We start from the raw sequence: 22,289 nt of genomic DNA on the forward strand, positions 1-22,289 counted from the left end.
ATACAGTACAAATATTAAATAATTTCAGGATAATTTATATGTTTATTTTGTTATTTATTTGCATTAAATAATTTTACTTTCAAAGAATTAACCTATGATGAATATTAGAGCGAACTTTTTAAGTTCGCTTTATTTTTATCCTAATCCCTAGAAAAATGAACAATTGGAAATTAAAAGTCTCTCTTTTCTTAAACTATTTTGTGTTTGCCATTCTATTGAATAGTGTCGGAATAGTTATATCCAAATCCATCAATGTTTATAAAGTCACAGAAAGTAGTGCATCTATTTTAGAAGCCTTTAAGGACTTACCTATCGCCATTGTATCGCTACTCATTGCTTCATTCCTTCCTAGACTTGGCTATAAAAAAGCTATGTTAATTGGTTTAGGAATAGTTTTCTTTGGCTGCCTGGGCATGTATTTTGGCAATACTTTTTTGAGTGCTGAACTATTGTTTTTGAGCATAGGCGTTAGTTTTGCCTTAATCAAACTTTCTGTTTATAGTTTAATTGGTGAGATAACGAATTCACCAAAAGAGCATACTTCGTTAATGAGCTCGATTGAAGGATTTTTTATGGTTGGTATAGCAAGTGCTTATTTCCTTTTCCCATTTTTCTACAGCGATTCAGACATCAACAATTGGCTTAATGTTTACTTAGTTTTATGTTTGATGATATTCATCTCTTTTCTTTTTCTATTATTTTCTAAAATTGAAATTGAAACAAGTGCTTCAAACTCCAGCTTGATGGATGATCTAAAAGAATCTTTTAAACTGATCATTCTGCCTCTGGTTTTGGTATTTGTTGCTTCAGCTTTCTTTTTTGTAATGATAGAGCAAGGTATAATGACCTGGTTGCCAAGGTTCAATCAAAAAATATTTTCGTTTTCAGAAAAACTAAGTGTGCAAATGGCCTCTATTTTGGCAATCTCACTAGCCGCAGGCCGTTTTTTAGCAGGTTGGTTTGCAAAAAAAATCTCATGGGTTTACATCGTAATTATTTGCTCATTGGCTTCTATATTGATTTTGTTTATAGTGCTTCCTAAACTCGCAACTACGGGAGAGGTTACAATGATAAATTCACTTTCGGATGTACCTTTTCTTGGCTTCGTTTTACCATTAATTGGGCTATTTATAGCACCTATTTATCCTTTGCTAAACTCTGCAGTATTAAGTAGCTTGCCCAAAAAACTTCATTCTCCAATGTCAGGCTTAATCATCATTTTCTCCGCTTTAGGTGGCACTCTAGGCTCTAGGATAGTTGGGACGCTTTTTGAGTCAATGGGAGGTGTAAATGCATTTTATTTCTTATTTATCCCAATTGTGCTATTGATAATTTTTGTTTTGAGAATACAAGCAATAATCAAAAAACAAACAATTTAAAAAGTCACAAAAAATGGAAACTATAGTAGAGCAAAAAGAGCTTTTTGCGGCAGTACAGATGTCAGGTATATTTGAAGATTCTAAGACTTTCCCTGACATGATAGGCAAAAAAAACATTGTACAGATTGCCCAAGAATTTAAAAAACAAAAAGTAAAAACTGATTTTAGCCTTAAAAAATTCGTTTTGGATAACTTTGAATATGTTGAAAACGGAGCACAGGACTTTGAGGTGTTTAAGGAAAAGGATCCACAGCAACACATTACAGAATTATGGGATTTTTTAACAAAAAAAACTAAATCTACAGACGCCAATTCTACTTATATTCCTTTGCCAAACAGTTTTATTGTACCTGGAGGCAGGTTTCAAGAAGTGTATTATTGGGATAGTTATTTCACTATGCTAGGTCTAATAATTTCCAAAAAATATAGTTTAGTTGAAAACATAATTGACAACTTTGCTTATTTAATAGATACTTTTGGATTTATTCCAAATGGCAACAGAACTTATTTTCTAAGCAGATCTCAACCACCGTTTTTCTGTTTGATGGTAGATTTGCTAAACACTTTTGAATTTACCAAAAAACCGGAATTTTATTTACCTCAATTGGTTAAAGAATATGATTTTTGGATGAAAAACAGGGCAGTAAAAATGCCGGATGGTGAAATGTTAAACATTTACAATGACAGTTCGCCAACTCCCCGACCTGAATCTTACATTGAGGACATAGAACTTGCAGAACATTCAACTCAATCCGAAAAATCGCTTTACCGAAATTTAAGGGCAGCTTGTGAATCAGGATGGGATTTTAGTAGCAGATGGTTTTCGGAAGAAAATAATCTTGGGAGTATTAATACCACCAAAATTATTCCAGTCGACCTAAATTGTCTATTATTTCATTTAGAAAGACGAATAGCAGAACTACATCCAACTTTGTCAAAAGTATTTCTAGCAAATGCTCAAAGAAGACAAAAGGCAATTCAGAAATATTTTTGGAATGAAAAAGAAGCGTTTTTTACAGATTACGATTTAGAAAAAAATATTCAAAGGAGTAATTTAACGCTTGCGGGCATGTTTCCTTTATTTTTTGGAATTGCTAATTCTGATCAGGCTAATTTATGTGCAAATCAAATTAAAAAAAACTTCTTAAAACCAGGAGGATTAATAACCACGACTTTAGAAAGCGGTCAACAATGGGATGCTCCAAATGGTTGGGCTCCTTTGCAATGGATTAGTTATAAAGGCTTACAAAACTACGGATTTGAGAATTTGGCGAATACAATAAAAGAAAATTGGCTAAATTTAAATGAAGCAGTATTTAAAACTGATGGTAAGTTTACAGAAAAATACAATGTAACAAATACTTCAGGTGAAACTGGAGGAGGCGAATACCCAAACCAAGATGGTTTTGGCTGGACAAATGGCGTTTTCCTAGCATTTAAAAACGAAAATTAAAAAATTTTCATCCATTTGTTTTGAGCTTTCATAACGAGTTCTATTACGTCTCTCACCACACCTCTACCGCCAATAACTGGCGAAATATAATGTGAAACGAGCCTAACTTCTTCAACTGCATCTGCTGGACAACAAGCTAAAACATTAGTATTCGACATGAGCAAATAATCAGGAATATCATCTCCAATATAAAGTATTTCTTCTTGTTTTAGATTTTTCTCGAATAAATATTTCTCAAAAATTGGAAGTTTTTGATCAGTACCTACAGAAAGGAAAATGTCTTTTATTCCCAGTCCGCCCAATCTGGTGGCTATACTTTTTTGTTTTCCTCCAGATATAACAGCCATATTGTACCCTGATTTTATTGCAATTTGAACCGCGTAGCCATCTCTCACATTAAATATTCGCTGTACATCATCTTCACCTACTAAAAGTGTGGCATCCGTAAAAACGCCATCAACATCAAAAATAAATGTTGTGATTTTAGCTAATTTACTTTTTAATCTAATGTCCATCCAAGTTTATTTAGCCTGCAAGATAAAAAAAAACGAGGGCAAGCCCTCGTTTTCTACCATTTCAATTCTGAATTTTATTAGGCTTTACCTTTATTTAATTCATCTTGCCATTTTTTTAATTCATCCCATTTGCCATCTCTAGCCAATGCCGATTGAGCAGGCCAAGTAGTCGGATCATGCATCTGAAAACGCGACCCAGCTGCATCCAAAATTGCTTTAAGTTTTTCAGCAGTTGTATCGGCCAATTCAGCAAAAGTATAAATTCCAGCATTATTGCAAAGTTCCTCGATTTTAGGTCCGATACCTTCGACAATTTTCAAATCATCTTTTTTGCTTGCTTTTGGAGCTGCGGCCATAGCGGCAACCGGAGCAGCAACTGCAGCAACAGTAGCAGCAGCACTTCCTAAATCAACACTTGCTGATACTTTCGATTTTCTGCAGGCTTCTAACTCGCCTTCTAAGAAGTTGATTCTATCCTGTAACTCGCTTGAGTGTGATTTCAATCTGTCTCCAAGAAGTTTAGATAATAACCACCATAGCAATAACCCAAGTAATAAGGCAAAAAGAAATATATCCCAAGGGAAACAATTGAATAAACATTTAAGATTTTCCATATATATTATAATTTGATATTTTTTTATTATTTAATAAGTCTGATTGATACTCTTCTATTTTTTGCTTTATTTTCAGGAGTGTCGTTGTCTGCAATTGGCTCAGTTTCACCTTTTCCAATTACCGTCAAAGCACCATCTGCAAATCCATCTTTAACCAAGATACCTTTAACAATACCTGCTCTTCTTTCCGAAAGAGCCAAGTTTGAAGCATCATCACCATCGCTGTCGGTATGACCAGTAACGCTTAGTTTTTCATTTGGATTTGCTTCCAAATATTTTTTAGCAGTTGTTAACCAAGTATTAATTTCTTCAGTTCTGTTAATTGAAGATTTACCTGATTGAAAATAAACATCTAGAGGTTCAAAAAGAAGTTTTTCCTCTGGGGTTAAATTAGCCTGGGTCGTATCTTCAGCCATTACGGTATCTGGAGCAACTTCAGCAGCTATCGGCATAGCAGCCTCAATCGCTTTGGGTTGACAATCTGGGCAAGAAGATGCTCGATTGCAGTTCCAAAACCAACTGAAAAGTAAAGACCCTAGCAAAATCAGAAGCGGAATCAAAAATCTATTCATGATTAAGATAAGGGGTTATGATGAAAAAAATATGAATACAATTTATTAATAATTCAAAGTTTAAACAAGATTTAGACTATAATTTACAAAAAAGTAACACAAAACTTTACCTATACAAAGATTAATAATCAACAAGTTAAACATTATTTCAAATCAAATAAATAGTACAAAAGATTTTTTTTTGGTTTTTATAAGAATGTCACCTTTAAATTATATTAAAAAAACCATTAAAGACAAAAAACGGAATTCTTGAAATCCTTGAATAAAAATCTCACTTAACATTTAAGATATGCTAAATGAATAACTCAAGAACTAGGTAACTCAAATAATAACCTTAGAGAATTCTATTGTTTCACCTTCTATATTACTTATGAGAAGGAATCAGACATTCCATTTTTACTTCAAAGAAAACAATATTCAAAAAAAAAAGAGGCCCTAAGACCTCTTTTCAATATTATAGAAATTTCTACTATCTATTCATTGTCATCAAGAACTCTTGATTGGTTTTGGTGCCTTTCATTTTTGAAAGTAAAAACTCCATGGTTTCCATTGGATTCATGTCGGCCATATATTTCCTTAACAACCAAACTCTTTGTAATTCGTCTTTGTCCATCAACAAGTCTTCACGTCTTGTACCCGATGCAAGAATATCAATAGAAGGATAAACTCGTTTATTTGCAAGCCTACGATCTAATTGAAGCTCCATGTTACCAGTACCTTTGAACTCTTCAAATATAACTTCGTCCATTTTAGAACCTGTATCTATCAAAGCAGTGGCAACTATAGTCAATGAGCCGCCATTTTCAATTTTACGAGCAGCTCCGAAGAAACGTTTTGGTTTATGCAATGCATTGGCATCAACACCGCCTGAAAGTATTTTTCCGGAAGAAGGCATCACCGTGTTATAAGCACGTGCCAAACGTGTAATTGAATCTAATAATATAACTACGTCATGTCCTGACTCCACAAGTCTTTTGGCTTTTTCTAATACCAAATTCGAAACTTTCACGTGCTTTTCAGCAGTCTCATCAAATGTGGAAGATATGACCTCAGCTCTTACGCTCCTTTGCATATCCGTAACCTCCTCAGGCCTTTCGTCTATCAAAAGTATTATTAGATAAATTTCAGGGTGATTTATGGTAATTGCGTTGGCAATTTCTTTTAAAAGGACCGTTTTACCAGTCTTAGGCTGGGCAACTATCATACCTCTTTGTCCTTTACCTATTGGAGAAAACAAGTCCAAAACACGGGTAGACATTACATCCGAACGTGTACTAAGATTAATTTTTTCTTGAGGAAAAAGTGGCGTAAGATATTCAAAAGGTATCCTATCACGAATTTCTTCAGTAGTTTTTCCATTTACAGAAAGTACTTTTAACAATGCAAAATACTTTTCACCATCTTTAGGCGGACGAATGGAGCCATGAATTGTATCACCCGTCTTTAATCCGAAAAGTTTAATTTGGGAAGGTGAAACGTAGATATCGTCTGGACTAGCTAAATAATTATAATCTGCTGAACGTAAAAACCCATAGCTTCCTTCGCTCATTATTTCCAAAACTCCGATATTTTCTATCAGACCATCGAATTCTTTAACTAGGTTATTAAACTGTTTTTTTATTGAACGTCCGTAATCTTCCTTTCTTTTTACTTCTTGTGTTTGCTCTTTCGTCAAGGCCTCCTCTCCTGGTAAGCCTAAATCTTCATCTGTAATATCTGGAATTTCCTCTATTAAATCAGAAATATCAACCTCATCTACTACATCAATTTCAGGTATTTCATTCGATATTTCTGAAACTACTTCTTTGACTACCGGCTTCTTTTCTTCTTTCTCAATCTTTTTAGGAACTTTGGCTTCCTCTATCTCATTTCCATTTTCAGCAATACTTTCATTTTGTTCTGACATAGTATCGTCAGTATGAACCCTTGTGATACGCTTTCTCAATCTAGGCCCTTTATTTTCCGCCTCCATCGATAATGGATTTTTAGATTCTTTTGGCTGTGCAAATAGATCCTCTGTTTGAGGTTTGTTTTTTATTCCACCTTTTGGTTTAGAAACGGATAGTGGCTCTTCCGAAGCTTGTGGATTTGTATCAAGTATTTTTTGAATAATGTCTTTTTTAGCAATGCCTTTATCCAATTCTATACCTAGTTCGGCAGAAATTTTTTTTAGTTCTGATAGAAGTTTTAGCTTCAAATCTTCTTGATTGTACATAGAAATTTTGTTTTGAAAAACAATGAAGGTTTTTAAAGTACCAATGAATACATTAAACTCTAATTTGAAAAATTTTGAATTATTCGGATTTTGAAATTACGAATTGGAAGATTTCCCTTGCAGTAATTTTGATTTCGTCCGCAATTTTAGTGATTAAAATCCTTACCAACAAAAAAAAGTCGAGAAATTATTAATTAGGACAATATTTCTCCTTCAAATACCCTAACAGCAGGCCCTTGAAGGTTGATTTCTGAAAATTCTTTTACTCCTTTAAAAGAGACATTTAATCTACCTCCTAGTGTCTGGATATTTATAGAATGAACTAAACCTTTTTTTGTAGAAGATACTATTGCGGCCGCAGTTACGCCTGTGCCACAAGAATAAGTCTCATCCTCTACTCCTCTCTCATAAGTTCTAACTTTTAGATTGTTCTGATCTAAAATCTCGACAAAATTCACATTTACACCTCCCTTTGCCATCCAATAATCCGAATATCTAATTGATGAACCTAAGGTTTTAACATCTAATTCATCCACATTTTCAACAAAAATAATTAAATGCGGAGATCCTGTATTCAAAAAATAACCATTCTCTTCATCCAAAACTTCAGATACATCAATCATACCCAAAGAAACCTCTGAACCTTCCAATGTCGCAGTGTGTGGACCATCAACCGCAATAAAACTTGTGGAACTTTCAAAAATACCTAAATCAGCAGCAAACTTAACTGCACACCTGCCGCCATTACCACACATGCTACCTTCGTTTCCGTCTGCATTATAATATTTCATCTTGAAATCAAAATCTTGAGAATTCTCTATCAAAATCAAGCCATCAGCCCCAATCCCAAATCTTCTATGGCAAAGGCTCTCGACATGTTTTGGAGAATCATCAAACCAATTTTGACGATTATCAATCATTACGAAATCGTTTCCAGTTCCTTGATATTTGTAAAACTTAGACATGAAAATGGGTTTGAAATATAAAAATGCAAATATAAAAAGAAAACTATTTAGGTGGGGGAAAAGTTTGCGGGGAGACAAACATTGGGCGGGGGTAATGCGGATAATGTTTGTGGGGATACAAACTTTGGCGACATAAACATTCGCAATGTTAATGTTTGTGAGGACACAAACATTGGCGACGCAAACATTAGCATCAAAAAAAAGTCATCTCAAAGAGATGACGTTTTTTGCACAAATTATGAAAAAGCTATTACTTAAAAACTTAAGTAATGTTACTTACTTTTTTAATTCTTTGATTCTCGCAGCTTTACCATGCTTACCTCTTAGGTAGTACAATTTAGCACGACGAACCTTTCCTAACCTTAGAACTTCGATTTTGTCAATACTTGGAGACAAAACTGGGAAGATTCTTTCAACTCCCACACCATTAGAAATTTTACGTACTGTAAAAGTTTCACCTGGAGTTCCAAAGTTTTTTCTTTGAATTACAACACCTTGGTATAACTGAATACGCTCTTTGTTACCTTCAAAAATTTTAACATACACGTTTACAGTGTCACCTGCCTTAAAATCTGGAAGTCCAGCTCTTGAGTTGCTATACTCAGATTCTACAAATTTAATTAAGTCCATTTAATAAAAAAATTAAAATATAAAAATTATTTGATAGTAAAGAGGCTTCTTTTAGGCTAAAAGAGGCGTTTACAGAAACGAGGTGCAAATATAGAACTTTTTTACAATAAAATAAGCAATCTATCTGAAATTTTCCAAAATAAACCGAATCTAACTATTACATCAACAGTCTGGATAACACACTATTACAGCATTATCTGTTTTTCAAAGATTCAATTACTATCTCTTCAAATCCTGGAAGGGTTTTGTAAGCATAAAGGCATTTCCATTTAGATTTTGATTCTTTATTAGCTACCAAAAAAGATTTCTCTTTTGGCCTATCTAATGGAATAGTGGCATCATTTTCAGCTATAATAATATCTACAGGAATATTTTCATAATATTTAAAATACTGCGGATGAGTAAGATAACCAAGAGGAGTAACATCAAATGGAATAAAACCGTCGTTTCCAAAAAGCTGTTTATGCCTTAGCGACCACGGCCTTAGAAAATCATATACCAATTTATCTCCTTCAAAACTATTATCCAGAAATTCGTAATCAGTTTTTCCTAAAAATAAATAAACACTAGCTTCAAAACCTGACAAAACTACTTTTACTCCCGAATCAAACACAATCCTAAAAGATTCCACATCTTTTTCGAAGTTATAATCAGAAACTGTGTATTGCTCCAAACCAGGTCTAAAATGAAAATCCGGTGTTCGACCAGCACAAAACACAATTTCCTCTATTTGACTAGCAAGTTCTGGGTGGTTTTTTAGTACTGTTGCTACATTTGTCGCTGGCCCTAAAGCCAAAATCGTCAATTTTTCTTTTTTTAATGCAGCAGCCAAAGCTCTTGTTGCATCATTTTCTTCACCTACATCTTTACAAGTATTGGAGCCTTTATAGATTGGTATGTTTAGATTTGGAGCATACCATTTTAACATTTTCTCTGTAATTCCATAAGCATAATCGACATAAGTGACTAAACTAATTCCCTCAATTTTAATTTTATCTTGATGCTTGAGGGCCATCATTAATGTAATAGCATCGTCGACTTCTCTAGGTGCTCGGTCTGGATTGCCGATCATTATATCCGTATCAAACCAAATTTTTTTCTGTGAAAAACCTATAAGGCTTATCATCATCAACCCAATAAAAAATATTTTCTTCATTTTATATATTATTCATTATTAAGCCATAAGCTTCTTTTAAAAGTATTTTCTTTTCATCCAAAGTAAGGCTAAGTGGTAACTGAGCGAGACCAATTATTCTACGCAAAATTTCTACTCCGACGAATTGATTCAACAATTTCATTTCAAAGTCTTGCCCTTTTTCATATTTTTCTAATGCAGCATCAACAATCTCTTGTGATTGCTGACTTAGTTTTAAGTGAGCAATCAAAACTCCAAGGTCAAACTCTGCCAAGCCATAAAAACAGAACTCTGGATCTATAATTTTCACTCCAAAATTGGTTTTCAAAAAACTTCCCGGATAATAATCACCATGAAGCAAACAGGGACCATCTTCAAGATATTTTTCACCCAAAGCTTTGATTGTTTTTTTGAGAACATCATCTTTTTTATAAAGTAAAGCCTCTGACTGAAGTCCAGGCTGAATAGTATCTAAATCAAAGCCATTTTCTTCCATAAATGGATAGATAAAAATATGCTCATGATTTAAAGCCCGCATTTCTCGATTTGCAAAAAATGGATCTGGAGATACCGTTTTGAAGCTTTTGTGCAATAAATTTAGAAATCTAATTATCTCCGTTAATTCATTTGTGGCTAGGCTTTCATTTGAAGATTTATACAAAAAAGTAAAATCGTTTGAATTACCGAGATCTTCTGTAATTATGATATTATTCTCTTTGTCGGTACCTAAAAGTTTCGGCATAAAACTTTTAAGCTCAAGATTTGTTTGGGTAAACTCAAAAAAACGACCTTCAACAATTGCCCTGTTTGCAGGTGCAGCTATGGAGGGATATTTTTCAACGTAGTTTTTGGATTGCTTTGCAATAAACGTTTTACCACTAGCGGTGTAGACTCTCAGAGTAAAATTCATATTTCCCTCTCCAGGTTTTTCGACTCTCAAAAGAGAGTCTTCTTCAGAAATCCAAGCCTTTTTTTTCAAATAGACTTCAAGTTCTTTTAAATTATCTAAGCTTAAGTTCATTGTTTTTAATTATATTTTCAAAAAACATATCTTGCTCCAAACTGAAACTGACGAGGTGCTGAGGCGGCCTTCCAGGTATAAGTATTGGTACTTTTGTCACCTACCATAAATTGGTTGCTACTACCTCTGGTCACATTAAATCCAGAGTAATTGACAGCATTTAGCAAATTAAATATATCAGCCGAAAGCTCAAAGTGTCTCATCAAAGTATATTTTACAGACAAGTCTAAAGTATTAGCCCAAGGCAACCTGTCACTATTTCTTTTGTTCCCTGGACTATAGTCTCCCGGATTGAAGAAATCATTATCGCCATTTAAGTCGGTTGTTCCATATATTCGAGCATCGGCTATACGCGTAATCGGCTGGCCACTTTGAATCAATAAGGCTGGAGATATAATAAGGTTTTTAATTGGGTACCAAAAAAACATAGCACTGGCCACATGGCGACGGTCGTTTTCGTCATAGGTATATTCTGCATCATAGTTATTAGAATCATTAGCTCTGGTATTAATACTGCTGGTATTACTTTTAATCAAAGCCAAAGAATAGCTCATTCTGTAAGCATATTTATCTTCACCTTTCAATTTTTGATATACCACATTCATAGCCCAATATCTGGCTTTTCCGTCGGTTTGATTCATGAAAACATTTCTAGCAAAACCTCTTAATGTATCAGCTCCAACCACAGCATATTGACCTTTACTATCTGACCTTAATGGAACTGGTCTAGTTAAATCCGCCTCAGAAACTTTTCTAACAACCACATTTTTAGGGTCGTCCAATGGATAGGCTGATGGAGCATTAATATTCCTGATATAATAGAGATTATTGGTAGCTACATAGTTTAAGTCCAAAGAAAACAAATGATCTACATCTTGCTTATGTTGATAACCTAAGGAGACCTGATGAGAATATGGATTCTGAAATCCGTTTGGATTAAGAATTCGCATATTATTCACAAATTGACTTTCTCGTCTAGGCTGTAAATCCGTATAACTTGGACCATTTAAAAAAGTCACATTAGAAGCCGTAGCTCTGATATTTCCAGGAAATGTAATTTTATCCAAATCTGCATTTGGGTCTAACTTACCCAATCTTTGAAGTTCTTGTAACTGTTTTTTAAAATCAGCCGATATACTGCTAAATTGCAAAGCATCACTGTAAATGGAGTATTTAATTTTATCAGTAAATATCCCATATCCACCTCTCAAGGTATTTTTATCATCAATACTATAATTAAAAGCTAACCTTGGAGCTAAATTGTTTAGATCACCTTTGCTACCTCCACCTTTGGTAAGGTTATCGTAATCGTAACGTACACCCATCGTAAGGTTTAATTTATTGTTAACTGCAAAAATATCTTCTAAATAGGTACTGAAAACATTTTGTCTTGCCCCGAAAGTATTGGGTTGTAATTCCACGTCATAGTTTATAACTCTCACATCTGAAGGTATATCACTCACATTTAGTGCTGTAGTAACACCTTTGGCTTTTAGAGCATCTAATTGACCTTGATTCAATCTTACAGTGTAGGTTCCAAAAGTATTACCTCCACCTAGAAGCGAAAAGTCTGAAGTGATAAATTCTAAACCGTATTTAAGGGAATGTTTCCCTCGTCTATAGAAAAGTTTCTGTTGAATTTGATTGGTATATTCTTTATCGTCAAAAATGGATCCACTCTGGCCTAATATGGCTATTACAGAGCCGCTTGGATCCTGAACGGTCACTGAGGGGCTTGTTAGATTGTTAGGCTCTCTGTAATTCCATCTAAAATAAGAAGTTTGAAAATTAGTTTCCCCAGTAAGATAAGAACTTAATACATAGGCATTTTTCAAGGCAATCAAATAGGTTCTATTTTTTTGAGCGGAAGCTGCAGATGGAAACAAAGTACCACCTTCCAATCCTCCTCCCTGTCGATCGATATCAAAAACGCCTTGATTTAGTCTTAGAGAAGACTTAAATCTTTTGCTCCATACTTGGTCAATTTTAGCAGACGTATAACTAAAATTATTATAGCCTGTAACAGTTTCGTTTATTCCGAGTTGTGGAACATTCAATAAATTATCTTTTTTATCAATCGTTTGCTCAAAGTTTATATAAAAAAAAGTCTTGTCTTTTTTCAAAGCACCGCCTAAGCCAAAGCCAGCTTGATTTCTTTGAAAACCATCTTTGACCTGATTGCCTGACAAATCCAAGGTAGCAAAAGGCGATTTAGAGTCAATAATAGAGCCTGGACGCGTAAGATAAAAAGCTTCGCCTGTAAGTTTGTTTGTTCCAGACCTAGTCGTTACATTCACCAATCCATTGCTTGTATTGCCAAATTCAACTGAATAATTGTTGGTCAAAACAGAAATACCATCTGCAAAACCGATAGGTGTATTGAATTTAGCATTGCCAAGAAAACGCTCATTGTTGTCCATTCCATCAATCAAATAATTAGTAAAAGTACCTCCAAGGCCATTAATTGATACATTTGGAGCTTCAGCGTAACCAAGTGTGGCCACTGTAAGATTGGGCAATCTTATTAAAGTCCGCGTAATATCTCGACCTTCAACGGGTAATGCCTGAATTTCTTCCTTTGGAATAATATAAGAAACCTCAGCATTTTGCGTATTCATTTTAGCTCTTTTGGAATTTGTGATTCTAACCTCCTCTAAAAGCTCAATTCTTTGTGTCGGCAATTCTAAATTATAGACTTTAGTTTCTCCTTCAATAGGCATAACATTCCCAATAAAAGCTTCAGCATATTTGTCATTTGGGAAAGTGAATATTCTGTAAGACTTGGAAGCTTGGAGGTTTTTAAAAATTGCTACCCCAAACTTATCAGAAACCACAAAAGTCGGTTTTTCACCGTTTGATTCTATATAAACCTCCACACTTCCCAAAGGCTTATTCGCTAATAAATCTGTAATGTTGACTTGTATTTGAGATTGAGAAAAAGAATGAAATGAATATAAAAATGATATAAGTAAAAGTATTTTTTTCATAAAAAAGTTTAGATAGAAAAATGCAAATGCATCCAATGAAAAACCATCTACATCTTTAAAAAATTAAAGAAGAAGATAGAATTTAAGATTTTAGAGAAATATTATTAAGAGTTAAAACTAAAAACTGGAGGACCTCGAAAACGAAGAATAAGTGTGTAGCCTTGGTATAGAATATTAGAAATATTCTGATTAAGAAAAGTTTTGATCTCTGAAATAATAGCAATCAGATAACTTATGAAATATTTTAAAGTGGAATAAGTACGAAGGTCTTCAAAGGTGTTGATATCTTGCAAACTTGGCAGAAAAACAATGCTTTGATTTGAGAAATTGGATAAATAGCTTTGAAACATGTTTTCAGTTTGCCATTCCAAATCTCTAAAAACCTCACCATCAAAAGATTGCTTAGAAAGGCCCATTAAATAAGCCCCTCCGTTCAAATCTGGCCCCAAAACAGTTTCTGAATTCATTAAAAGCTCCGCAGCCCTAATTATATCATTTTTAAGAAGTGCAGGGCAATCGTTACCAACGCAGATGACTTTTTCGTATCCTTTCTGAAAAACTAGAGATATAGCCTCACTAATTCTTTCACCGAAAGAATTTAGTCCGGAGAAATTAAACTGCGATGAACAAAAAACAGATAATTTAGTAGCACTTGTTTTCTGCTTAATATAAGCATTCAATTTTGAAAGTGCTTTTATGTTATTTTGTCGATTCTTTTTTGCCAATAATTTCTCCAAAGACTCTTCGTGAGCCTCCTTAGCAAAGATTAATATGGCAACAGAATTCTTCAAAAAAAATACGGTTTATTTAATAGTTTCTTGATATACGTCAAAGTAGGAGATATGGTTTAAAAAAAATTAAAAATTAATTTAAACCCCTAAAATATTTTCATTAAATTTAAGATTCTTGAACATGCTTTTTTTCAAATAAGCTTTTTGTAAAAATTCTGTCATTAATTCTTTTCGCAATTCCAAATACTTAAAAATTTAACTTTTTGATTAGGCAAAAACAGAAATACTAAAAAGAAAAAGTAATAAGTGCTTTATCATAGTGTTGAAGGTAAGTGTTAAAAAGTTTTATAAAAATCAAGCGACCATCTCCTCAAAAATTTTATTTATAGCCGATTGTGGTTCTGAACATAAGCCAGGATGCGTTTCGGAAGATTGAATTATGGTGCTTCGTTTGGCAGTTAACCACCTAAATCTAGAGGCTAGGTCCTGCTGACCAATTAAACCGGAATCTTTTGTGGCCTTGCAAATTTTATCAAATGATAAAAGATGATTTTCGACTTCTGAAAGGTCGATTTCAGGAAAAAGTGCCAAAATTCTTTTCTCGTTTATTTTGTATAGAAAATTTAGCGTCTTTAAAGTTTTACAATATAATACAACGCCAATATTGATATATTCGCCTCTTTCTACCCTTGGTACAAGCCGCACTATGGCGTATTCATATAAGTGTCTTTCTTGCATTCTCGGCTTCTGAAACAAATATTTGAGCGTTTTCTAATCTTTTAAAAAGGAAATTTCGATACAATTCTGAGCTGATACTCTCGTCAGTTGCTATCCAAATCTCAGGAATTAATGCTATTATGTCATTCAAGACCTCTGGCCTTATGATTTTCAACATTTCTTCATTTGTCGCTTCAAGACCACTAGCTTTTGAAAGCAAAACATGATCTATGATCTGAACAAATGGCTTGGCGGCTTGTTCTGCCCAATTTTCTGGCGAATGATGAAAATACAAAGAAGCCCCATGATCTATCAACCAAAGACTTTTATTCCAAAACAACATATTGGTATTGCGAGCTGTTCGGTCAATATTCATCAAAAATGCGTCTAACCAGACTATTTTTGAGGCCATTTCTACTGAAACATCGTTTACGACTGCGTCAAAAGTTATTGATCCTGAAAGATAATGAAGACCGAGATTTAAGCCTGTGCTGGCTTTCAACAAATCCTGAATTTCTTCATCAGGTTCAGTTCTGCCAAAGCCTTCTTCCAAATTAGCAAAAACCAATTCCGGCACTTGAAAACCGATTTTTCTTGCCAATTCTGCTCCTATCAAATCAGCAATTAGAGCTTTGGCACCTTGCCCTGCTCCTCTAAATTTAAGAACATACAAAAAACCATCATCCGCCTCCACTATAGCAGGTAAAGAACCGCCTTCTCTAAGCGGAGTTACATATCTTACAACATTTACGGTTCTGATTTCCTGCATATATTTTATAATTTCACTCTACCCCAGCCTAAGGTATTCACCATCCAGTTAGGAAGTGGTTTCTGAAATTCACGTTTTTTAAGCGTTATAAACCAGCCTATTTTTTTCAAAACAGGTACTTTATGGGTTTCTACAAATTCAATCAAAGTTCCATCCGGATCTTCGATATACGTAAATCTACCAGCAGCATCTCCCATATCGAATGAATTTGCACTATCAACCACAAATGGATAATTGTTGGCCTTTAGTTTTTCACCCAATTTATCCATATTTAAGGCATCAAAACAAAGATGAATAAAACCCAAATCTCCCCAACTGCGGCCTTTGAAAATAGTATTAACTACAGCACCAATTTCCTGAACCAATTCCAATTCAATATTTCCGAAAAGCCTAGAAAAAGCCCCGTTTGCTGATTGAGATTTTCTTAAAAGTACTCTTCTAAAAGTCTTATTTTCAGCACCTAAGTCCGCAAAATCTCCAAACTGACCCGTTTTATCATAAACTACATCAGCTATTCCTAAAATATCTTTGTAAAGTGTAAGTGCTTTCTCCATATCACTAACGCCTAAAATCACGCCCAATACACCGCCAGTATTCGAAAGTCCTTTTTTAAACCATGAGTTGTCCTCTACCAATTGCAACTGATTCCCGTAATTATCTTTCAACCAAGCTGTTGGTTTATTTTCAGGAGTTTGAAATAAAGTTATATTTTTAGTTTTTGCAAAAGATGGTAAGGTTTGGCTTTTAATTTTAACAGCAAAAATCCCCAAATCGCCAATTTTGGGTTCAAAACTACACGCAATGGGTAGCGGTCGTTTAGATTCCCAAATTTCGGCACCGCCTCCTCCTGCCATATTCACTGCTAAAATCGCTCTTCTTTGGCGTATATTTCCTTTGGTATATTCTACCATAAGTTTAGCCTCGGCAACATCATCAAAAACAGGAACATCTAATCCCAGATTAGCATTATACCATTTAAAAGACTCACCTGCATCCACCACACCGATACCCACTTGCTGGATACCAGATATTAAATTTTCATCTTTAGACATTCGCCACCTTATTTTTGGGCTAAATTAATATATAAAAATGAGTTTAGGTCAATCGAGGAAGCTAAAGACATTAAAAGAGTCTTTAAAAAAATAGTCCCAAAGTAGATTTAGTACTTTAATCGCAACTTTTGTTCGTATTCAGATTTAATTTCTTGAGGGGAATATTTGCCATTTAAAAACATCCTCATGGCTTTAAAGTTGGCTCGTTGAATAGCCCAGAATTCGTTATTTTCATATTTTCTAGCAGAAACCGAGACTGAATTTTTCGCTATTTTGAATTTGTATTTCTTTTGGGCTCTTCTAATAAAATCATATTCTTCCATTATGACATAATTCTCATCATAGCCATTTAAAGCTTCAAAAACTTCTCTTTTTATAAACAAAGTTTGATCGCCACCACGACACCAAATAAATTTCAGTCTAGTAGAAAAACTATTGATTTTCAGTCGCCAATCTTTTGAATCAAACTTAAACCTAAAACAACCAAGGTCTGATTTTTGGAGATTCTCTAAAATATCATTTACAAAACCGACAGGTAAAACTGTATCAGAATGAACAAAATAAAAAATATCTCCTTTGGCTTTTTTTGCACCTAAATTCATTTGAAATGCTCTACCAGGCTTAGAAGATTTTATGACACTAATATTATTTTCAAAATTTAGACTTTCAATATTATCTGTAGAATTAGGAGAATCAATAATCAAGACCTCCAAAATAGAATTAGTCCAAGCTTTTTGAATAGAATTCAATAATTTGGAAATCGTTTTTTCTTCGTTAAAAGTTGGAATTATAATACTAATTGTCATAAATCGAACTGAAATTTCTTTAAATGTACTTAAATACGATTACTTTTGAAAAAAAGATGAAATGAAAATTCTATCTGCAAAGCAAACCAAAGAATTGGATGCTTATACAATTTCTGAAGAGCCAATTGCTTCAATCGACTTAATGGAAAGAGCTTCTGAGGCTTTTTATAAAAGATTTATTGAAAAATTTGACATTAGTTATACTGTTTTAATATTTTGTGGAACAGGAAACAATGGAGGCGACGGATTGGCTGTAGCGAGAAAAATACATCAAGCAGGCTATGAATTGCAAACCTTCGTAGTTGGTGATATTGCAAAAAGTTCTCCTGATTTTAAAATAAATCTTGATAGATTAAATTCACAATACGCATACAAACAAATAAATAATATTGATGAAATAACTTTTTCAAATTCCAATAAAACTATAATTATCGATGCATTTTTTGGTTCAGGTCTTAACAGAAAAATAGAAGGTCTTGCGGCAGAAATCATAGAAAAAATAAATTTATCAGGCATTCCTATAGTTTCCATAGACATCGCATCTGGTTTGGCTGCTGATAAGCATTCTGAAAAAGGAAGCATAATCAAACCAAAATTTACCATCAGTTTCCAGATGCCAAAACTGGCTTTTTTTATGCCCAAAAATGAAGCCTTCGTTGGCGATTGGGAAACTGTAGACATTGGCTTAAGCAACAAATTCATTGAAAAAGTAGAGACAAAAAACTACTTTATCACAAACTTAGATATTAAGCCAATAAATAGAGAAAAGAACTCCCACAAAGGAACTTTCGGACATGCTTTGTTGATTGCCGGCAGTGAAGGCATGATGGGAGCTGCAGTATTATCGGCAAAAGCTTGTTTAAGATCAGGCGTAGGAAAAGTAACGGTTCACTCTCCAAAACCTGGCCTAGATATCCTTCAAATAAGTATTCCAGAAGCCATTGTTAGTTTAAGCCAAAATGAAAACCACTTTGCTAAAAATTGGAAGAAACCCTTTCTTGGAACTTTTGATGCAATAGGAATCGGGCCAGGAATCGGAACTAAAAACCTTGAAGGCTTCAAAAATTTTCTGGAAAACATTCCTCAAAAACCAATCGTAATTGATGCAGATGCCATTAATATGTTAGGCAAAAATCCAGATTTATTAAAATTGGTACCAGAAAATAGTATTTTTACTCCACACCCAAAAGAGTTTAGAAACTTAACAGGTAAAGTATGGAGAGACGATTTTGAAAAGTTAGAAATCCTACGCGAATTTGCAGTAAAAAATCACTTTATTGTTTGTTTAAAAGGCCATAATACGGCCATTGCTTTACCCAATGGAAATATTTATTTTAATACAACAGGAAATACTGGCATGGCAACAGCAGGAAGTGGAGATGTATTGACAGGCATAATTTTAGGTTTTTTAGCACAAGGATATTCTCCAAAACAAGCTGCTATACAAGGTGTTTTTGAGCATGGCTTAGCAGGAGACAGGGCATCGAAAGCACGAAGTGAAAGGGCAATGATTGCGAGTGATATACTTGAATGGTTTAGGTGATTTTCACCCTAAAATTAAAAAATTATGCTATTTTTGTTTTACAAACTGTTATTTTATGAGCAATTTAATAGAGAGAATTACAATTGACCAAGAAATTTGTCACGGAAAACCATGCATTAGAGGTATGCGTTATCCTGTAGAAATGATTTTAGATTTACTATCTTCTGGAATGTCTTTTGAAGAAATAATAGGAGATTATCCAGCTATAGAAACAGACGACATAAAAGCGTGCCTTGCTTTTGCATCCAAATATATGGATATTAAAACTTTGAGTAATGTTGCATGAAGTTTCTTGTTGATGCTCAATTACCTTATGGAATTAAACAACATTTAAGTTCAATTGGCTATGATACCATTCATACCAATGATCTTCCGTTGCGAGAAAGAACACCTGATTGGGAAATAAATAAAATTTCAGAAGAACAAAATAGAATTGTCGTAACTAAAGACAAAGACTTCTTAGATTCTTATCTTTTAAAGAATATCCCTAAAAAATTGATTCTTATTACAACAGGAAATATCAGAAACAAAGAGCTTTTCTTCTTGCTAATAAATAATTTTCCTCAAATTTTCAACCTTTTGGAAACCCATAACTTGATTGAAATTAATACAAGAGAAATAAATGGAATTTAAAAAAGTACATCACATAGCCGTAATCTGCTCCGACTACGAAAAATCGAAGGATTTTTATGTCAACAAATTGGGTCTAGAAATATTGGCAGAAACCTATCGTAAGGAAAGAGATTCTTATAAGCTCGACTTGGCTTTAAATGGAAATTATATCATCGAACTTTTTTCATTCCCTAATCCACCAAAACGCGTAAGCAGACCGGAAGCCTGCGGCTTAAGGCATTTAGCTTTTGAGGTTGAGAATATTGAAACCGTAAAAAGTGAATTAGAATCTAAAGGAATAATGTCAGAACCGATAAGAATTGATGAATTTACCGGTAAAAAATTTACTTTTTTTGAAGATCCGGATGGACTACCTTTGGAGATTTATGAATACTAAAATAACATTTATGATTAAGAATATAAACAACATCGACTCTCCTTCTCTCCTACTTTTTAAAGACAAGGTGGAAAACAATATTGACAAAATGATTGCCATTGCTGGTGGAGATACCAACCGTTTGATTCCGCATATCAAAACCAACAAAATGGAAAATGTGGTGCGAATGATGATAGAAAAAGGCATAAAACAATTTAAATCTGCCACTATTGCTGAAGCTGAACTAGCTGCAATGGCTGGTGCTGAAAAAGTTATCATTGCTCATCAATTGTTGGGGCCGAAAATTTACAGGCTTTTAGATTTAATAGAAAAATACCCAAATACAAGATTTGCCTCTTTGGTAGATTGCAATGCAGTGCTAGATGAAATTTCAAATAAATTTGAGGCGAAAAATCTGACAGCAGAAATATATTACGATATAAATAATGGCATGGACAGGTCTGGTCATGAAATTGATGGCCAATTGGCTGAAGACTTAAAAAATGCTTTCACTAAATCGCATATAAAACTTTCCGGACTTCATGTTTACGATGGACACATTCGTGATGATGCTTTTTCTGAAAGAAAAGAAAAAGTAGAAGCGGGCATGCGGAAAGTGTATGAGATTTTGGATAAACTAAAACCTGAAATAGGCGAATTAGAAATAATAGTTGGTGGCACTCCTGCATTCACTTCACATGCTTCAGAAATGTCTCGAACTTTAAGCCCAGGCACTTGTGTTTTGTGGGATTGGGGATACGGCGATAAATTTGTAGAGCAAAACTTCGAGTTTGCAGCATTGGTGATGATGCGAATTATTTCAAAACCAAAAGCGGGAATAATAACTGTAGATATGGGACATAAAGCTGTGGCTTCCGAAAACCCAATAGACAAACGCATAAGATTTTTAGACAATCCAGACCTGAAACTTATAAGTCAAAGTGAGGAACATGGCGTAATTGAAACTGAAAACTGGAATAATTATAAGGTTGGCGATATCCTTTTGGGTATTCCTTACCACATTTGCCCAACGGTGAACTTATACCACGAAGCCCAAGTTATAAAAAATAACGAGTGGGTAGGCACTTGGAAAATTGAAGGACGAAACAGAAAAATTACAGTATGATAGGCATTTCGAAAGACAATAAGCTGACAAGATTGATGGTGGTAGGCGATAAAGTTTTGATTAAGCCGAAAAACCCTAAAGACAAAACCAATTCTGGCCTATATTTACCACCGACTATTACCGAAAAAGAAGACGTGCAATCTGGATACATTGTAAAAGTTGGCCCAGGATATCCTTTACCAAACGCATCAGAAGACGAGCCTTGGAAAGCTACCGAAGAAAAAGTAAAATACATGCCCCTACAAGCTGAAGAAGGTGATTTGGCAATTTATTTACAAAGACATGCGATTGAAATTCAGTATGAAGGAGAGAAATATGTGATATTACCTCAGGCTGCTATTTTGCTTTTGGAAAGAGCAGAAAATTTGTATTGATTGTTTATCGATTTTTAGATAGCCCGGTTTTTCTAATCGGGCATTAGATAAATTACAAGCGATTTGGAAAATCCCTATACTTGATTACTTATTATCTAGCACCTCGATTTTTTAAACTGAAGATTACAATTTACATGCGATTTGAAAAATCGCTCTACTTGTTTATTGCTTCCAAAGACCGACAGAATAATCCGCTTCTTCCATCAAGAGTTTTGAAGGAAAAACACCTTCTAGTCTATTGATAAGTTCACCTTCGGGACTAAAAAACAAATAGGTTGGATAAGCACTCACACGGTATTTTTGAACTATAGCTCTTCCGTCTACATCGTCTGCATTTACTTTGTAAGCTATAAACTCTTTATTGAATTTTGTCGCAACCGAAATATCCGAAAAAGTAGTTTTATCCATAGTTTTGCATGGCCCACACCAAACTGCATAAACGTCCATAAAGACCATTTTGTTTTCTTTCTTTGCTTTTTTCAAAACCTCCTCAAACGAAACCTCCTGCATCTTTAAAAAATTCATTGTTTGGCTTTTAGCATTAAATCCAAATGTCAATACGACTAAAAGTGGCAGAATTCTAAATATTTTCATCTTTCAAATTTTATTCAAGTACAAACCTCATAATATTTGTTAACATTTCCTCGAAAACAAACCTTTTTTAGAATAATTTTGTAGATATTTTATCAAGAAAATT

Annotated in this window: 24 protein-coding genes; 9 read left to right on the plus strand and 15 right to left on the minus strand. The window is 34.0% G+C overall.

Features of this window, described 5'->3' with window-relative positions:
• The first annotated feature begins 155 nt into the window (after window positions 1-155).
• Window positions 156-1,379 carry a sugar MFS transporter gene (locus tag EGI22_RS10000; protein ID WP_255068148.1) on the plus strand — a complete coding sequence of 408 codons (1,224 nt, stop codon included), beginning with the start codon at window positions 156-158 and terminating at the stop codon, window positions 1,377-1,379.
• Window positions 1,380-1,392: 13 nt separating this feature from the next.
• Complete coding sequence (gene treF / locus EGI22_RS10005) at window positions 1,393-2,832, plus strand: alpha,alpha-trehalase TreF (RefSeq protein WP_255068149.1); 1,440 nt, start codon at window positions 1,393-1,395, stop codon at window positions 2,830-2,832.
• Here treF and EGI22_RS10010 read toward each other — a convergent pair.
• From EGI22_RS10010 to dapF, 5 genes are all read right to left on the minus strand, one after another.
• Window positions 2,829-3,347, minus strand: coding sequence for an HAD family hydrolase (locus EGI22_RS10010; protein WP_255068150.1), 519 nt, complete (start codon window positions 3,345-3,347; stop codon window positions 2,829-2,831). The two genes, treF and EGI22_RS10010, sit on opposite strands and share 4 nt — an antisense overlap.
• Window positions 3,348-3,424: 77 nt before the next feature.
• The gene (locus EGI22_RS10015; RefSeq protein WP_255068153.1) at window positions 3,425-3,961 is read right to left on the minus strand and encodes a hypothetical protein; all 537 of its coding nucleotides are present in this window, start codon (window positions 3,959-3,961) and stop codon (window positions 3,425-3,427) included.
• 26 nt (window positions 3,962-3,987) lie between these two features.
• On the minus strand, window positions 3,988-4,533 hold the full coding sequence (locus tag EGI22_RS10020) for an OmpA family protein (RefSeq protein WP_255068155.1): 546 nt from the start codon (window positions 4,531-4,533) through the stop codon (window positions 3,988-3,990).
• A gap of 469 nt (window positions 4,534-5,002) precedes the next feature.
• Window positions 5,003-6,748, minus strand: a complete 1,746-nt coding sequence (gene rho, locus EGI22_RS10025; protein ID WP_255068157.1) for a transcription termination factor Rho — start codon at window positions 6,746-6,748, stop codon at window positions 5,003-5,005.
• A gap of 194 nt (window positions 6,749-6,942) precedes the next feature.
• Window positions 6,943-7,713, minus strand: coding sequence for a diaminopimelate epimerase (dapF, locus tag EGI22_RS10030; RefSeq protein WP_255068160.1), 771 nt, complete (start codon window positions 7,711-7,713; stop codon window positions 6,943-6,945).
• A 51-nt stretch (window positions 7,714-7,764) separates the two neighbouring features.
• On the opposite strand from dapF, the gene EGI22_RS10035 reads away from it, so the two are divergent.
• On the plus strand, window positions 7,765-7,971 hold the full coding sequence (locus tag EGI22_RS10035) for a hypothetical protein (protein ID WP_255068163.1): 207 nt from the start codon (window positions 7,765-7,767) through the stop codon (window positions 7,969-7,971).
• Between the two features lie 18 nt (window positions 7,972-7,989).
• Here EGI22_RS10035 and rplS read toward each other — a convergent pair whose 3' ends face one another.
• The 9 genes from rplS to EGI22_RS10080 all read right to left on the minus strand — a co-directional run bounded on the left by rplS (window position 7,990) and on the right by EGI22_RS10080 (window position 17,561).
• The gene (gene rplS / locus EGI22_RS10040) at window positions 7,990-8,343 is read right to left on the minus strand and encodes a 50S ribosomal protein L19 (RefSeq protein WP_255068166.1); all 354 of its coding nucleotides are present in this window, start codon (window positions 8,341-8,343) and stop codon (window positions 7,990-7,992) included.
• 193 nt (window positions 8,344-8,536) lie between these two features.
• Window positions 8,537-9,499, minus strand: a complete 963-nt coding sequence (locus EGI22_RS10045) for a nucleoside hydrolase (protein ID WP_255068168.1) — start codon at window positions 9,497-9,499, stop codon at window positions 8,537-8,539.
• Window position 9,500: 1 nt separating this feature from the next.
• A complete protein-coding gene (locus EGI22_RS10050; RefSeq protein ID WP_255068170.1) occupies window positions 9,501-10,499 on the minus strand; it encodes a phosphotransferase in 999 nt (332 codons plus the stop codon).
• Window positions 10,500-10,516: 17 nt separating this feature from the next.
• Window positions 10,517-13,486, minus strand: a complete 2,970-nt coding sequence (locus EGI22_RS10055; protein ID WP_255068172.1) for a TonB-dependent siderophore receptor — start codon at window positions 13,484-13,486, stop codon at window positions 10,517-10,519.
• Window positions 13,487-13,590: 104 nt separating this feature from the next.
• A complete protein-coding gene (locus EGI22_RS10060) occupies window positions 13,591-14,277 on the minus strand; it encodes a DUF2064 domain-containing protein (RefSeq protein WP_255068175.1) in 687 nt (228 codons plus the stop codon).
• A gap of 294 nt (window positions 14,278-14,571) precedes the next feature.
• Entirely contained in the window at window positions 14,572-14,955 is a 384-nt protein-coding gene (locus tag EGI22_RS10065; RefSeq protein ID WP_255068177.1) for a DUF3037 domain-containing protein, read from the minus strand.
• Window positions 14,933-15,703 (minus strand): HipA family kinase, encoded by a 771-nt coding sequence (locus tag EGI22_RS10070; RefSeq protein WP_255068179.1) that lies wholly within the window; start codon window positions 15,701-15,703, stop codon window positions 14,933-14,935. Before EGI22_RS10070 ends, EGI22_RS10065 begins: the two co-directional genes overlap by 23 nt.
• Window positions 15,704-15,708: 5 nt before the next feature.
• Window positions 15,709-16,755 carry a VOC family protein gene (locus EGI22_RS10075; protein ID WP_255068182.1) on the minus strand — a complete coding sequence of 349 codons (1,047 nt, stop codon included), beginning with the start codon at window positions 16,753-16,755 and terminating at the stop codon, window positions 15,709-15,711.
• A gap of 107 nt (window positions 16,756-16,862) precedes the next feature.
• Window positions 16,863-17,561 (minus strand): TIGR04283 family arsenosugar biosynthesis glycosyltransferase, encoded by a 699-nt coding sequence (locus EGI22_RS10080; protein ID WP_255068185.1) that lies wholly within the window; start codon window positions 17,559-17,561, stop codon window positions 16,863-16,865.
• 61 nt (window positions 17,562-17,622) lie between these two features.
• Here EGI22_RS10080 and EGI22_RS10085 point away from each other — a divergent pair, with 61 nt between their 5' ends.
• From EGI22_RS10085 to EGI22_RS10110, 6 genes are read left to right on the plus strand one after another with little or no spacing between them, the layout of a single operon-like run.
• Window positions 17,623-19,104, plus strand: a complete 1,482-nt coding sequence (locus EGI22_RS10085; protein ID WP_255068187.1) for an NAD(P)H-hydrate dehydratase — start codon at window positions 17,623-17,625, stop codon at window positions 19,102-19,104.
• 55 nt (window positions 19,105-19,159) lie between these two features.
• A complete protein-coding gene (locus EGI22_RS10090; protein WP_255068189.1) occupies window positions 19,160-19,390 on the plus strand; it encodes a DUF433 domain-containing protein in 231 nt (76 codons plus the stop codon).
• Window positions 19,387-19,737, plus strand: coding sequence for a DUF5615 family PIN-like protein (locus tag EGI22_RS10095; protein WP_255068190.1), 351 nt, complete (start codon window positions 19,387-19,389; stop codon window positions 19,735-19,737). The genes EGI22_RS10090 and EGI22_RS10095 overlap by 4 nt, the downstream gene beginning before the upstream one ends.
• Window positions 19,727-20,113 carry a VOC family protein gene (locus EGI22_RS10100; RefSeq protein WP_255068191.1) on the plus strand — a complete coding sequence of 129 codons (387 nt, stop codon included), beginning with the start codon at window positions 19,727-19,729 and terminating at the stop codon, window positions 20,111-20,113. Before EGI22_RS10095 ends, EGI22_RS10100 begins: the two co-directional genes overlap by 11 nt.
• Before the next feature lie 10 nt (window positions 20,114-20,123).
• Window positions 20,124-21,218: a D-TA family PLP-dependent enzyme gene (locus EGI22_RS10105; RefSeq protein WP_255068192.1), complete on the plus strand. Its 1,095-nt coding sequence runs from the start codon at window positions 20,124-20,126 to the stop codon at window positions 21,216-21,218.
• Window positions 21,215-21,592, plus strand: coding sequence for a co-chaperone GroES family protein (locus EGI22_RS10110; protein ID WP_255068193.1), 378 nt, complete (start codon window positions 21,215-21,217; stop codon window positions 21,590-21,592). Before EGI22_RS10105 ends, EGI22_RS10110 begins: the two co-directional genes overlap by 4 nt.
• 162 nt (window positions 21,593-21,754) lie before the next feature.
• Here the strand turns inward: EGI22_RS10110 and EGI22_RS10115 are convergent, their stop codons facing one another.
• Window positions 21,755-22,186, minus strand: a complete 432-nt coding sequence (locus tag EGI22_RS10115) for a thioredoxin domain-containing protein (RefSeq protein ID WP_255068195.1) — start codon at window positions 22,184-22,186, stop codon at window positions 21,755-21,757.
• Window positions 22,187-22,289 lie beyond the last annotated feature (103 nt).

Origin of the sequence: Lacihabitans sp. LS3-19 (assembly GCF_024343575.1) — a bacterium.
In the GTDB taxonomy this organism is placed as follows: domain Bacteria; phylum Bacteroidota; class Bacteroidia; order Cytophagales; family Spirosomataceae; genus Leadbetterella.

Coding starts and splice junctions, on each gene's coding strand:
- EGI22_RS10010 (WP_255068150.1), bottom strand. CDS start 3,347: ATGGACATTAGATTAAAAAGTAAATTAGCTAAAATCACAACATTTATT.
- EGI22_RS10000 (WP_255068148.1), top strand. CDS start 156: ATGAACAATTGGAAATTAAAAGTCTCTCTTTTCTTAAACTATTTTGTG.
- EGI22_RS10055 (WP_255068172.1), bottom strand. CDS start 13,486: ATGAAAAAAATACTTTTACTTATATCATTTTTATATTCATTTCATTCT.
- treF (WP_255068149.1), top strand. CDS start 1,393: ATGGAAACTATAGTAGAGCAAAAAGAGCTTTTTGCGGCAGTACAGATG.
- EGI22_RS10065 (WP_255068177.1), bottom strand. CDS start 14,955: ATGCAAGAAAGACACTTATATGAATACGCCATAGTGCGGCTTGTACCA.
- EGI22_RS10105 (WP_255068192.1), top strand. CDS start 20,124: ATGATTAAGAATATAAACAACATCGACTCTCCTTCTCTCCTACTTTTT.
- EGI22_RS10070 (WP_255068179.1), bottom strand. CDS start 15,703: ATGCAGGAAATCAGAACCGTAAATGTTGTAAGATATGTAACTCCGCTT.
- EGI22_RS10050 (WP_255068170.1), bottom strand. CDS start 10,499: ATGAACTTAAGCTTAGATAATTTAAAAGAACTTGAAGTCTATTTGAAA.
- dapF (WP_255068160.1), bottom strand. CDS start 7,713: ATGTCTAAGTTTTACAAATATCAAGGAACTGGAAACGATTTCGTAATG.
- EGI22_RS10085 (WP_255068187.1), top strand. CDS start 17,623: ATGAAAATTCTATCTGCAAAGCAAACCAAAGAATTGGATGCTTATACA.
- EGI22_RS10110 (WP_255068193.1), top strand. CDS start 21,215: ATGATAGGCATTTCGAAAGACAATAAGCTGACAAGATTGATGGTGGTA.
- rho (WP_255068157.1), bottom strand. CDS start 6,748: ATGTACAATCAAGAAGATTTGAAGCTAAAACTTCTATCAGAACTAAAA.
- EGI22_RS10115 (WP_255068195.1), bottom strand. CDS start 22,186: ATGAAAATATTTAGAATTCTGCCACTTTTAGTCGTATTGACATTTGGA.
- EGI22_RS10045 (WP_255068168.1), bottom strand. CDS start 9,499: ATGAAGAAAATATTTTTTATTGGGTTGATGATGATAAGCCTTATAGGT.
- EGI22_RS10095 (WP_255068190.1), top strand. CDS start 19,387: ATGAAGTTTCTTGTTGATGCTCAATTACCTTATGGAATTAAACAACAT.
- rplS (WP_255068166.1), bottom strand. CDS start 8,343: ATGGACTTAATTAAATTTGTAGAATCTGAGTATAGCAACTCAAGAGCT.
- EGI22_RS10080 (WP_255068185.1), bottom strand. CDS start 17,561: ATGACAATTAGTATTATAATTCCAACTTTTAACGAAGAAAAAACGATT.
- EGI22_RS10100 (WP_255068191.1), top strand. CDS start 19,727: ATGGAATTTAAAAAAGTACATCACATAGCCGTAATCTGCTCCGACTAC.
- EGI22_RS10090 (WP_255068189.1), top strand. CDS start 19,160: ATGAGCAATTTAATAGAGAGAATTACAATTGACCAAGAAATTTGTCAC.
- EGI22_RS10015 (WP_255068153.1), bottom strand. CDS start 3,961: ATGGAAAATCTTAAATGTTTATTCAATTGTTTCCCTTGGGATATATTT.
- EGI22_RS10020 (WP_255068155.1), bottom strand. CDS start 4,533: ATGAATAGATTTTTGATTCCGCTTCTGATTTTGCTAGGGTCTTTACTT.
- EGI22_RS10075 (WP_255068182.1), bottom strand. CDS start 16,755: ATGTCTAAAGATGAAAATTTAATATCTGGTATCCAGCAAGTGGGTATC.